Source organism: Vibrio penaeicida (assembly GCF_030689305.1).
GTDB classification, from domain to species: Bacteria; Pseudomonadota; Gammaproteobacteria; order Enterobacterales; family Vibrionaceae; genus Vibrio; species Vibrio penaeicida_B.
Genome location: NZ_JAUYVM010000012.1, coordinates 62,581 through 74,786 on the forward strand (window position 1 = coordinate 62,581; position 12,206 = coordinate 74,786).

The 12,206-nt window shown below is 44.2% G+C and carries 10 protein-coding genes; 5 read left to right on the forward strand and 5 right to left on the reverse strand.

The window, feature by feature from the left end; translation table 11 throughout:
* The first annotated feature begins 48 nt into the window (after window positions 1-48).
* The gene (locus tag Q8W40_RS18655; RefSeq protein ID WP_305399314.1) at window positions 49-1,281 is read left to right on the forward strand and encodes a sensor histidine kinase; all 1,233 of its coding nucleotides are present in this window, start codon (window positions 49-51) and stop codon (window positions 1,279-1,281) included.
* Window positions 1,282-1,328: 47 nt separating this feature from the next.
* Here the strand turns inward: Q8W40_RS18655 and Q8W40_RS18660 are convergent, their stop codons facing one another.
* The 5 genes from Q8W40_RS18660 to Q8W40_RS18680 form a co-directional block, all read right to left on the reverse strand.
* The gene (locus tag Q8W40_RS18660; protein ID WP_305399315.1) at window positions 1,329-2,264 is read right to left on the reverse strand and encodes a LysR family transcriptional regulator; all 936 of its coding nucleotides are present in this window, start codon (window positions 2,262-2,264) and stop codon (window positions 1,329-1,331) included.
* Window positions 2,265-2,454: 190 nt separating this feature from the next.
* Window positions 2,455-4,926, reverse strand: coding sequence for a nitric oxide reductase activation protein NorD (locus Q8W40_RS18665; protein ID WP_305399316.1), 2,472 nt, complete (start codon window positions 4,924-4,926; stop codon window positions 2,455-2,457).
* A gap of 34 nt (window positions 4,927-4,960) precedes the next feature.
* Window positions 4,961-5,782, reverse strand: coding sequence for a CbbQ/NirQ/NorQ/GpvN family protein (locus Q8W40_RS18670; protein WP_305399317.1), 822 nt, complete (start codon window positions 5,780-5,782; stop codon window positions 4,961-4,963).
* Window positions 5,783-5,938: 156 nt separating this feature from the next.
* Window positions 5,939-6,298, reverse strand: coding sequence for a ribulose bisphosphate carboxylase small subunit (locus Q8W40_RS18675; RefSeq protein WP_305399318.1), 360 nt, complete (start codon window positions 6,296-6,298; stop codon window positions 5,939-5,941).
* A 51-nt stretch (window positions 6,299-6,349) separates the two neighbouring features.
* Complete coding sequence (locus Q8W40_RS18680; protein WP_104403138.1) at window positions 6,350-7,768, reverse strand: form I ribulose bisphosphate carboxylase large subunit; 1,419 nt, start codon at window positions 7,766-7,768, stop codon at window positions 6,350-6,352.
* A gap of 518 nt (window positions 7,769-8,286) precedes the next feature.
* Between Q8W40_RS18680 and fba the strand changes: the two genes are divergently transcribed.
* Genes fba through rpe form a run of 4 tightly spaced genes read left to right on the forward strand, consistent with a single transcriptional unit; the run spans window position 8,287 to window position 12,076 of the window.
* Entirely contained in the window at window positions 8,287-9,351 is a 1,065-nt protein-coding gene (fba, locus tag Q8W40_RS18685) for a class II fructose-bisphosphate aldolase (protein ID WP_305399319.1), read from the forward strand.
* A 12-nt stretch (window positions 9,352-9,363) separates the two neighbouring features.
* Entirely contained in the window at window positions 9,364-10,290 is a 927-nt protein-coding gene (locus Q8W40_RS18690) for a phosphoribulokinase (RefSeq protein ID WP_101114346.1), read from the forward strand.
* A gap of 10 nt (window positions 10,291-10,300) precedes the next feature.
* Window positions 10,301-11,347 (forward strand): class 1 fructose-bisphosphatase, encoded by a 1,047-nt coding sequence (locus Q8W40_RS18695; RefSeq protein ID WP_305399320.1) that lies wholly within the window; start codon window positions 10,301-10,303, stop codon window positions 11,345-11,347.
* 33 nt (window positions 11,348-11,380) lie between these two features.
* Window positions 11,381-12,076 (forward strand): ribulose-phosphate 3-epimerase, encoded by a 696-nt coding sequence (gene rpe / locus Q8W40_RS18700; RefSeq protein ID WP_305399321.1) that lies wholly within the window; start codon window positions 11,381-11,383, stop codon window positions 12,074-12,076.
* Window positions 12,077-12,206: the final 130 nt, after the last annotated feature.

Genomic DNA, 12,206 nt, shown 5'->3' on the forward strand with positions numbered 1-12,206 from the left:
TAAAGCACGAGTGAGAAATAATTTATTGGGATAGGGTTGCTGACGTTTGTGGCTAAAAAAACAGAAGATACACGTCAAGAAAAACGGGAAAAAATTGTAGTCATTGATGACTCCAAAACTTTGTGTGACACGTTTTGTGAGTTACTTGTAGATTTAGGGTTTCGCACTGAAGGCTATTATTCGGGTATTGCTGCCTTAGAAGGCATGCAAAAGGATATCCCAGATCTTCTGTTACTTGACTTGAATATGCCGGATATGGATGGCTACGAGGTATGTCGACGGATGCAGTCCAATGAAGCATTGTCAGAGATTCCTGTGCTTGTAATAAGCAGTTACAGTAATATCGATGAAAAACTGAAAGCGTTTGAGGTCGGTGCTGTGGATTATGTAACCAAACCAATCCAAATGGCGGAGGTGCAGGCGAGGATAGAAACTCATTTGTCTTTGCGTCGTTATCATTCAGCCCTAGAGGAGAAGAATACCCAATTGACTCAAACTCTCGAAGAGTTGAAAAACGCTCAGCGACAACTGATCCAGACTGGCAAGCTAGCTTCGCTAGGAAAATTAGTCGCTGGGGTCGCACACGAAATTAATAATCCTGTCAGTTTTATTATTGGTAATGCTCATATCATTCAACGTGATCTCACTAAACTTCTTGAGTTACACCGTAATAATGAGTTCTCTTGCGAAAGAGATTCCAATAAAGATAATTGTCTTGAAGATACATTGACGGAGCTGGTCCCTGCTGCTGATGACGTTCTTGAAGCATCGCTAAGAATCAATAATATCGTTAAAGATCTGCAGTCGTTCAGTGCTAAGGGAGCCACAGATAAATTAGCCATTAATTTTTCCGCATTGGTTAAAAAAGCAGTGAATTGGATTACAAAAAGTAACCAGTCCATGGCAGATATTGTGCTGTTACTGCCAAAGAATTTGCCAGTACAAGGAAATGAAGGTCAACTAACGCAGGTGATACTGAACTTGCTTACCAATGCGTTAGACGCTTTGAAAGAAGAAGCCAAGCCGAAAGTCACGATAACGGGTGAACGTTGTGGGGACAGTGTAGTTCTAAAAATTAAAGATAATGGTACTGGTGTTAAACCGTGTCATTTAGAGCATCTATTTGATCCTTTTTTTACCACTAAGAAAGTCGGAGAAGGAACCGGACTAGGTTTATCGATCAGTTACGGTTTAGTGGTTGAACATAAGGGGGTTCTTACCGCAGAAAATAACCCTGACAAAGGGGTATGTTTTACGTTGACACTACCTTGGTATGACTAGAGCGTGTTGACTTCTCGTTGTCAATTTTCTTGTATGATAAACAGACTCTATTCATCCACCATATTTTCCACGTTTAGGAAATCAGTTGGTGACATATTCTGTACTTGATTCAGTAAGAATTGCTGAAAAGCCTCTGCGATAGGTGACAACCTTTTTTCTTTGTGGCGGACTAAGTACCAATGCCTAATTATAGGCATATTTTCTACATCAAGAACGACCAGTTTGTTTGCTTCCAACTCAAGTTGAATGGTATGTAAAGAGACAATCCCTAACGATAATCCGGCAGACACGGCTTGTTTAATCGCTTCACTGGCGCTCATTTCTGCGGACACGTTAAATGAAAGACCGTGTAAATCGAAAAAACGCTCAATCGCGCTACGCGTACCCGAACCTTTTTCTCGTACCACGATCGATTCCTGCGTTAAGGTGGTAAGAGGAATCGCTTTTCTCTTGGAAAACGGATGATTTGGGGGCGCAATAACGACTAAGGGATTCTCCATTAACACTGTACTCTCAGCGTCCAACTCTGAAGGTGGTTTACCCATTATTGCTAAATCACAGAGGTTGTTTTTTAGATCTTTTAGTAAGTGATCTCGATTCGTCACATTCAACACTAGCTGTACGTGTTCGTGCTGTTGAGAAAAAGCAGAAAGTAAACTCGCCGCAAAGTAATTGGCTGTACTTGCAACGGTAATTTTTAACTTCCCTCTAGACAGTGATTTCATGCTGTTGAACGTATTTTCGGCATCACTAACGATATAATTTATGCGCTCGCAGTACCCCACCAACTCCTCACCCGCGGAGGTAAGAAAAAGTGATTTACCCAGTTGTTCGAATAAGGGAAGTCCGATATTTTCTTCAAGTTGTCTTACCTGCATAGAAACGGCAGGTTGTGTTAGGTGAAGAGTTTCTGACGCTCTTGTATAACTGAGTTGGCTCGCAACGGCATAGAAAATATTCAGTTGGCGAAGAGTTAAATGCATGTACAGTCCTGAACAACGATTAGATAGCTTACTGGTTCTGCATAATTTGTGCCTATAGAAATATATTTACTTAACGTTTTGCTTTTAATCCAGAACGCATAAATTACGTCATCAATGGAATGCGATAATACCTATCCATTGGAAACTATCTATCCATTCAATGGTTAGGTACATTCCGCTAACCCGTTCTCTAATCTGTCTTTTTCGTTAAGCTCGCAAAAAGGTGCGGCAGCAAAGGTGGCAATCGAGTTACATCATTCAAAATGGTGTAGCGTCCTTGCCCAAAAATCGCATCGATGTATGTTTCTGCGTTTTTGTCGATGGTTAGGCAATAAGGTGTAATACCTTGACAAAGTAATTCATCAACCGCTTTGTGTGTGTCGGATTTTAAGTACTCAGGGTCACGTACATCAATATCTGATGGTTCTCCATCACTGAGTAACAAGATCAGCTTTTTACTTTGGGGTTGTTTCATAAGGTAATGGCCAGCATGGCGCATGGCTGCGCCTATACGAGTGGACAATGCTCCTCTTATCCCCGCCAATTTTGCTTTTGCATTATCATCAAAAGCCTGCTTAAACGCTTTAATACATTGGTATTGGACATCATGACGTCCATTAGAAGAAAAGCCGTGAATGGCGAAAGGGTCGCCAATTTGTTCAATTGCGCTTGCTAATAAAGTCGTTGCTTCTTTGGTCATATCGATGACCGTTGTACCATGATCGTCAATGGAATCGTTTGTTGACTCAGACAAGTCTAACAATAGGACGACCGTCAGGTCGCGTTGATGTCTTTTTAAACGCTGATCAACGTTTAAATCGGGTAAGCTACCACGCTTGATTTCTTTATAAACTTCGATCAAAGCATCCAGATCAAAATCATCACCATCGTTCTGTTTTCTAAGCCTTTGTAATCCTTTGGGCTGAACTGTTTCCACTAATTGTCGGAGCTGTTTAACTAAGGGGCGATGAATATCAAGCAGTTGTTCAATGTTAGCCGATGATCCCATCTTACCCGTGTGTTCCGTAACCGTTGTCCAGTTTGCTCTCGAACTTGCTGACCGATAATCCCATTCCGGATAATAAAAAGGGGAAGACACTTGCGTTGTTCCTTCGAGCGTATTGATACTGACGTCCTCAGGATCACCATCACGGAAAAATTCTGATTCAAGAACCCATATTTCCTGAGCATCATCATCGGCAAGCTCACAATCCAGTTCATTAACCATTTCCATAACACTGACGGTTTTTTTCACCTGAGGAGGGTTGAGTGATGCCCATTTATCCAATTCATCTTTGTCTTGCCAAAGAGACTGGTTATCGTCGCGATAAGGGATGACTTCCCGAGAATACTGAGCAACCGACGTATGACGACAATGTGATGGTAGTGCTTCGGCTAACCATACCCCTAGTTGATTAACGGCGGCTGCATGTGTGGGATTGGGCTGCGCTAACAGTTTCGCAAAGCGTTGGCACGTTTTTACGACCAGTGGATGAGGATCACGGGAATCTTGGTTCAATAATGCAACGACTACGCGTTCGACCAAGGTTAACCCTGACTCAGGCAAACAGACTTGATGACGGGGAAGAGAGAGAATTGAGTGCCAAAGCGTTTTGAGCCCTGGAAACACCTCGATGGCAAGCGCTTCAACACGAGCATCCTCAATGACACCAATAAAAAATTGCTGAAGCGGTGTGAAATCACAACGGCGACGGGGTGTAGAAAACCGAATATGGGCAGCGCAATGAGCGGCGGCAGCTCGATACATCAGTTTAGCAGGAATACCTACCTGATCCGCTTGGTGGTCGCAGTCTGGGAGAGAGCTGGAGTAATCATCGATAGCATCTGGTAACAGAATCATCTGGTGCAATATTGAAGGCCGCATATTGGAGGTAGCAGCGCTCTCGTCATTAAATTGAACACTAACAGGGCGGAGCAAAAAATCCTCTCCCCAAATAGCGCATAAAAAATATTGCAACTGACGTTGAGTATCGACGAACAAAAGACCATTTTTCTGTTGCTGAAATACAGAAAGGCTGTCACTGGTTTGTAAAGAAAAATAGCTATGTAATGATTCATTTTGGTGAGCAAACGCGCGTACACCCCACATTGCCCAATGTTCTAAGCCGGATATCGATAACTGGCGAAGGTATTTATCTAAATAATTTAAAAAAGGCGCTAAACATCGGGGCGCTTGTGTGGCGAGAGACTCCGTTAAAGAGAGATATTGCTTCAATGCGGCAGCCGATTTTAATCGAGTGGATGCGATTAGAAGTGAGTCTAAAAATTGTATAAGGCGCTCTGTCCCCATCAATTCACTTAGTACAAATAGTGTTGACTCTGTTTGTTGAACCAGTGCACATAGTACTTCAACATTGTCCCGGTAAGGCGTATCACCGTGGCAGGTATTTACCATTTCTGTGACGTTGTGAAACCAGCAATACAATAGAGTTCGATTAGGGTTTCGTTGGTAAATAGAGCAAGCTGCGCGAACACAATACCAAACCACAGGTTGTGGGAGTGTTGCGGTCGTCTGAATGATGGCTTCCTCAAGCTGGGTAAGGTCATCGTCTAGACTTTTTTCTCCTTTAACATTGATAGACGGAGAGCCAGCTCGAATCGATTCAAGTAATTGACTTGTCAGTGCCTCAGTCGCTTCCATGCTCCAATCCTCATATCTTCGCCAATAACAGATTCTAAAAACAGCCTCTAACCGCCGTTTCTATGACTTCACAGATGTCGGGGTCATCACTAAGAGGATGAACCAGCGCCATTTTACAGGCAGCAATGGGGGTGATTCCCTTTTTAATTAACTGACCTGTGTACACCAGCAAACGGGTAGATATCCCTTCATTCAGCCCATGCCCAACCAGATTTCTAGCATGACCAGCAATACGGATCAGCCGTTCTGCTGTGTCACTGTCCACATCGGCTTCGTGGCAAATAATGGCGGCTTCAACCATCGGCTCGGGATAATCGAAGACCAGCGAGGCAAAACGTTGCTTGGTCGATGTTTTCAGATCCTTCATCAGAGTTTGATAACCTGGGTTATATGAAATCACTAACTGGAAATCAGGATGAGCGGAGATGAGTTCTCCTTTTTTTTCGAGTGATAGGGTGCGGCGGTGATCCGTCAGCGAGTGAATGGCAACAGTGGTGTCCTGACGTGCTTCAACGATTTCATCAAGATAACAAATTGCTCCTACTCTCGCGGCCGTAGTCAATGGACCGTCTTGCCAGTAAGTACCGTTTTGGTCGAGAAGATACCGACCAACCAGATCGGATGCAGTCATATCCTCATGGCACGATATGGTGATCAGCGGTCGTTTTAACTTCCAGGCAATATGTTCAACAAAACGGGTTTTTCCGCAACCGGTTGGCCCCTTTAGCATCATTGGGATACGTGCATCATACGCGGCAAGGTATGCAGCAAGTTCATCGCCTGTTTCTTGATAATAAGGCTCTGTTTCAATCATGTATTGATTAAGGGTGGGTAACGCTTTGATTGCTTGATTCATCGTTTAAGCTCCATCCTATGTGTGGAGAAAAGAGCCGGATATGGGGTGTTTCACCACCTTTACCAGCTTACTTACTTGACGTCGTCTGCTGACATGGCTTTTTGTTCCAAAATAACGGACGCTCTGGTGTATCGCCTATGTTATTCGAAGCCTATGTTATTCGAAGCCAGGCGCACGGTAGATAACGGTTGCCATTCCCTGAGTTTGGCTTAGGTTGTCATAGCCGATAATACGAACGTGGTGATTTGGATTACTGTTGTGACAGAGCTGAGCTTCCGACAGAATCTGGTCTACATCTGTCTCACCAAACATGGGGAGTTTCCACATATACCAAAAGGAGGAACTCGCTTCTTCCGACTCTGTGTGCTCGATGGCAGGGTTCCAGCCCTGTTTCACTATATAGTTTACCTGTTTACGAATTTGCTCTGCCGTTAAACGCGGTAAGTAAGAAAAGGTTTCAAATTTTCGGCTGTGCGGGTCGGTTAGCCTTGATGGGTAATCTCTAACTTCACTCATCGTCATTCTCCTTAATGAGGTGGTTGTGAATCTGATGTAACTGTGGATTTATTAAGCGTGAGCGGTATCTAGCTTGTCTACCGTATCAAACTCAAATTTAACCTCTTTCCATGTTTCCATTGCGACTTTGAGTTCGGGGCTGTGCTTCGCAGCAGCTTTCAGTATTTCTTTACCTTCCCGTTCAAGATCTTTGCCTTCATTGCGAGCTAAAGTACAAGCTTCAAGAGCAACACGGTTTGCAGCTGCACCTGCCGCATTTCCCCAAGGGTGGCCCAGTGTGCCGCCACCAAACTGGAATATCGCGTTGTCTCCAAAAATGGAAACCAATGCTGGCATGTGCCAAACGTGGATACCACCAGATGCGACAGGGAATACACCGGGCATGGAGCCAAAATCTTGGTCAAAGAAAATGCCACGTGAGCGATCTTTTTTAATGGTCCGTTCACGCATAATATCTATCCATCCGAGTGTGGCGTTGCGATCCCCCTCCAGTTTGCCCACGACTGTTCCTGAGTGGAGATGATCCCCCCCTGACAAACGAAGACACTTTGTTAGTACGCGAAAGTGAATACCATGGCGAGGGTTGCGGTCTACTACCGCATGCATGGCACGGTGAATATGCAGTAACATGCCGTTCTCTCGGCACCAGTTTGCTAATCCTGTATTGGCGGTAAATCCGGCAGTAAAGAAGTCATGCATAATAATTGGCATATCTAGCTCTTTTGCATATTCTGCGCGGCGGTACATCTCTTCCGGCGTCGCTGCGGTCACATTAAGGTAATGACCTTTGCGCTCTCCGGTTTCGCTTTCCGCGCGGTGTATAGCTTCGGCGACGTAACCAAATCTGTCACGCCACCGCATAAAAGGCTGCGAATTAACGTTTTCATCATCTTTTGTGAAATCCAGGCCGCCTCTTAACCCTTCGTAGCAGGCACGACCATAGTTTTTGGCAGACAAACCTAATTTAGGTTTGATGGTACAACCTAGCAAAGCTCGACCGTATTTATTCAGACGATCACGTTCGACAAAAATGCCATTTGGTGGACCACCACACGTTTTGACATAAGCGATCGGGAAACGGACATCTTCTAACCGTAATCCACGTATCGCTTTAAAACCAAACACGTTTCCCACCAGCGATGTTAGTACATTGACTACCGATCCTTCCTCAAATAAGTCAATAGGATAGGCAACAAATGCATAGAAGGCGGTATCATCCCCAGGCACGTCCTCAATGGCATAAGCGCGACCTTTGTAGTAGTCCAAATCGGTTAACAAGTCAGTCCAGACAGTTGTCCATGTTCCGGTTGAAGACTCGGCTGCAACGGCTGCTGCTGCCTCTTCTCTCGGAACACCTGGTTGAGGGTCTATTTTAAAACAAGCTAATAGATCGGTGTTCGCAGGTAGGTAAGTCGGATCCCAATAGGTTTCACGATATTCCTTAACCCCCGCTTGGTAATTTTTAGCCATAATCATTTCCTTCTTCAGATGGTGGTTCATCAGCTCTAAGGTATGAGCGCGATGTATATATATTGTTATAGGACAATTTTATTTATGAAAATTGGAAATAATTATGGTTTCCATAAGTAAAAGTTAACTTATGGCTTTTATATTTTCTCATGACTAATTATTAACTGTTTGTTTGAATTGGGATAAACAGGCTTTATTATTTTTGCTTCAACGTGATTTAATCTGTATCTATATGATATTTAAAGTAACTTTGTATCGTATAAGCTATGTTTATCATCTGGCTAATTAATTCTTATTGGTTTGTATTGTCATGCTGTGAATTAATGTTGTTAGATGATTATTTTTTAAGTCAATAATGAATATAAGCGATTTTACATCAGAATTTACACCTATATAAATTGCGAAGTTATTTATATGAAAATTTATTTACACCAATGAATCATTGAGTAATAAAAATAACCAAGTATTGAATAGGTCCAATTTAAATTATTCTGTCTTAGGACAAGGAGATAACTATTATGGCGTTAATCAGTCTTAGACAAATGCTCGATCATGCGGCGGAATACAGTTATGGCGTACCTGCTTTTAATGTGAATAACATGGAACAAGTCCATGCCATTATGCGTGCAGCAGCAACCTGTAATGCACCTGTTATTTTGCAAGCGTCTGCCGGTGCGCGGACGTATGCAGGCAGTACATTTCTTCGTCACTTGATGTTAGCAGCTGCCGAACAGTGGCCACAGATACCCATTGTTGTCCATCAAGATCATGGTGCGTCACCAAGTGTGTGTTTACAAGCGATTCAGAACGGATTTACGTCCGTGATGATGGACGGTTCGTTACGGGATGACATGAAAACGCCAGCCAGCTACGAATATAACTGTGAAGTTACCCGACAAGTTGTAGAGATCGCCCATGCGGGAGGCGTTTCTGTTGAAGGTGAACTCGGCTGCTTGGGTTCGCTCGAAAGCGGTATGGCAGGAGAGGAAGACGGCTCTGGTGCTGAAGGAATATTGCAACCAGATCAGCTGTTAACCGACCCAGAGCAGGCAGCCGAATTTGTTTCGATGACCGATGTAGATGCGTTGGCGATTGCCATCGGTACTAGCCACGGAGCGTATAAATTTACTCGAGAACCGACCGGAGACATTCTCGCGATAGATAGGGTTAAGGCCATCCATACACGTATACCTAATACCCATCTTGTCATGCACGGCTCTTCTTCCGTACCACAGGATTGGCTCGCCATTATTAATGATTTCGGAGGTGACATGGGGCAAGCCTATGGAGTCCCGGTTGAAGAAATTGTTGAAGGGATAAAGCATGGTGTGAGAAAGGTGAATATTGATACCGACTTACGCATGGCAAGCACCGGAGCAGTCAGAAAGTACTTGTGTTTGAACAGAGAACAGTTTGATCCACGCAAGTTTCTACAAGCGGCTACGGATGCAATGCAAGCGCTGTGTCTAGAGCGCTACGAGGCTTTTGGTTGTGCAGGTATGGCTTCGAAGATAACGCCAATCAGCCTGGAATCAATGGCGTCCCGTTACCAATCTGGAGACTTAGCCGCTGTCACAAGCTAAGGAGTACCCATTATGTCTATTAAACACCCCATTATTGCCGTTACTGGATCTTCTGGTGCCGGAACGTCAACGGTAAAAAATGCTATGGAGCAGATTTTTCGGCGAAACAGCTATAAAGCGGCGATCGTTGAAGGTGACAGTTATCACCGATATGACCGTGCAGAGATGCGAGCACGCCTTGAAAAGGCTCAGAAAGATGGAAGGAACCTCAGTCACTTTGGTCCGGAAGGGAATCTCTTTAAGGATCTTGAAAAAACACTTAAAACCTATGGCGAAACAGGAACAGCGAAATTTCGACATTACGTTCACAATGAAGAGGAAGCACAACAGTTTAATCATCGGGTTGGTACCTTTACGCCGTGGGAGTCTATTCAGGAAGGGACTGATCTGCTGTTTTACGAAGGTCTGCATGGCGGTGTGGTGACCGAATTTTGTAACGTTGCTCGTTATGTGGATTTGCTTATTGGTGTTGTCCCGATAGTGAATTTGGAATGGATTCAGAAAATTCACCGTGATACCAGCGTACGTGGGTACAGCCGTGAAGCGGTTACTGACATCATTTTGCGCCGTATGCATGACTATGTACATTACATCACACCTCAATTTTCCTGCACTGATATTAATTTTCAACGCGTACCCATGGTCGATACCTCGAATCCGTTTATTGCACGTGCTATTCCTACACTGGATGAAAGTATGGTCGTGATTCGGTTCCAGGATCCAAAGAAAACGGGTGTTGATTTCCAATACTTGTTGAACATGATTCACGGCTCATTTATGTCCCGACGTAATAATATCGTTGTTCCCGGAGGGAAAATGGGGCTCGCGATGGAGCTGATTATGCAGCCTTTGATTGAAGATTTAGTATTTCATGGCTCAAACCGAGTCAGTGTCGAAACCACTCATGATCGTTTCTCCAAAAACGAAATAAGAGCATAAGGAGGTTGTTATGAGCAAAGGAATTACATTTACTCGATTTATCATGGAAGAGCAGCGCCGCATTCCGGAGTCCACTGGTGAGTTTACATTGCTCTTGAACGCCATTATCACTGCGTGCAAGGAGATCGCAGACGACGTTAACCGTGGTCAACTTATCGATGTATTAGGCAGTGCAGAAAGTGAAAATATTCAAGGGGAAACGCAGAAGAAATTGGATGTAATCACTAACGAGATCTTGTTGCGAACACTTGAGTGGTCTGGTCATCTTGCGGGGATGGCGTCTGAAGAGATGGAAGACGTTTATCAGATCCCAGGGCGATACCCTAAAGGAAAGTATTTGTTGGTATTTGATCCTCTAGACGGTTCATCAAATACCGATGTCAATGTCTCAATCGGGACGATTTTCTCTATCTTACGTTGCCCTGAAGGCGTGAGTGAACCAGCGGAACAGGATTTCCTACAATCCGGAGTACGTCAGGTTTGTGCAGGTTATGTGCTTTATGGACCGTCGACAACACTGGTTCTTACATCAGGGCATGGCGTGAATGGATTTACGCTCGATCATGATATTGGAGAGTTCATTCTTACTCACCCAGCAATGACTATCGCCCCAAAAACCAGCGAATTTGCCGTCAATGTTTCTAACCATCGTTATTGGGACAATGTCATTCGTCGCTACATCGATGAACTGATTGAAGGCGAGGACGGACCAAGGGGGCGCAACTTCAATACCCGTTGGATCGCATCAATGGTGGCTGAGGTTCATCGTATTCTGATGCGAGGAGGTATCTACCTCTATCCCGCAGACAGTCGAGAAAATGTAAAAAATGGTCGTTTGAGGCTGTTGTACGAAGCAAATCCGATGAGTTTTATTATTGAGCAGGCTGGTGGAGCGGCGACAACCGGTCACAAGCGCTTACTTTCTGTTGTACCTGAGTCACTACACCAGCGTGTGCCGGTGATTCTTGGTGCCAAAGAAGAAGTAGAACGGTTGACACGCTATTACAAAGAAACGGATGACTCAAACCAATTGAACTTGAAAAAGCAAACAAGTTGAACCTGGAAGATCAAACAAAGTAGGAAGAGAACAATGAAACCATGGATAGCCCCTTCGATTTTAGCCGCCGATTTTGCTTGTCTTGGTCAAGAGGTCGAAAAAGTGATTGATGCTGGCGCTGACCTTATCCATTTCGATGTCATGGACAACCATTTTGTACCAAATTTGACTTTTGGTCCGGATGTATGTCGAGCCTTACACACACATCTACGCCAGCGTGGTATCACCACTCCGCTAGATGTTCATCTGATGGTAGAGCCTGTTGACCAACTGGTTGAGAGCTTTTCCAAAGTGGGTGCGGAATGGATTACCGTCCATCAAGAAGCGTGTTCGCACCTCGATCGTACTTTACAGCTAATCAATAGCTGTGGTTGCAAAGCGGGTGTCGCGCTTAACCCTGCAACTTCACCTGAAACGCTCAAATATGTGATGGATAAAATTGACCTCATTTTGGTGATGTCAGTTAATCCTGGGTTTGGGGGACAAGTGTTTATTGACTCAGCGCTCGACAAAATAGCGGAAGTCAAAAAAATGATCGAAGCGTCAGGTCGTGAAATCCGTTTGCAGGTTGATGGCGGAGTTAACTTAGATAATGTCGCTCTACTGGCCAACGCAGGCGCGGATTGCTTTGTCGCTGGTTCCGCCATTTTCCGAACATCAGATTACGAGGAAACACTCACAGAATTTCGTGAAGCAGTTGATTTTGCTCCTTATGACATCACTGAGTGAACTTGGAAATAAGCAGTAAAGGTGTCAGTTAGGCATGAATTGGGTTGCGTTTAATAACTGGAAGTTGAGTAACCAGTCTAAGCAAAAAGTGGAAGGGAATTGAGTGTTTAGATAATCCTAGATGGCGAGT

What these genes read in the sequence shown, in the direction of transcription:
- Q8W40_RS18680 (WP_104403138.1), bottom strand. Translation starts at nt 7,768, where the DNA reads ATGGCTAAAAATTACCAAGCGGGGGTTAAGGAATATCGTGAAACCTAT.
- fba (WP_305399319.1), top strand. Translation starts at nt 8,287, where the DNA reads ATGGCGTTAATCAGTCTTAGACAAATGCTCGATCATGCGGCGGAATAC.
- Q8W40_RS18675 (WP_305399318.1), bottom strand. Translation starts at nt 6,298, where the DNA reads ATGAGTGAAGTTAGAGATTACCCATCAAGGCTAACCGACCCGCACAGC.
- Q8W40_RS18670 (WP_305399317.1), bottom strand. Translation starts at nt 5,782, where the DNA reads ATGAATCAAGCAATCAAAGCGTTACCCACCCTTAATCAATACATGATT.
- Q8W40_RS18695 (WP_305399320.1), top strand. Translation starts at nt 10,301, where the DNA reads ATGAGCAAAGGAATTACATTTACTCGATTTATCATGGAAGAGCAGCGC.
- Q8W40_RS18690 (WP_101114346.1), top strand. Translation starts at nt 9,364, where the DNA reads ATGTCTATTAAACACCCCATTATTGCCGTTACTGGATCTTCTGGTGCC.
- rpe (WP_305399321.1), top strand. Translation starts at nt 11,381, where the DNA reads ATGAAACCATGGATAGCCCCTTCGATTTTAGCCGCCGATTTTGCTTGT.
- Q8W40_RS18665 (WP_305399316.1), bottom strand. Translation starts at nt 4,926, where the DNA reads ATGGAAGCGACTGAGGCACTGACAAGTCAATTACTTGAATCGATTCGA.
- Q8W40_RS18660 (WP_305399315.1), bottom strand. Translation starts at nt 2,264, where the DNA reads ATGCATTTAACTCTTCGCCAACTGAATATTTTCTATGCCGTTGCGAGC.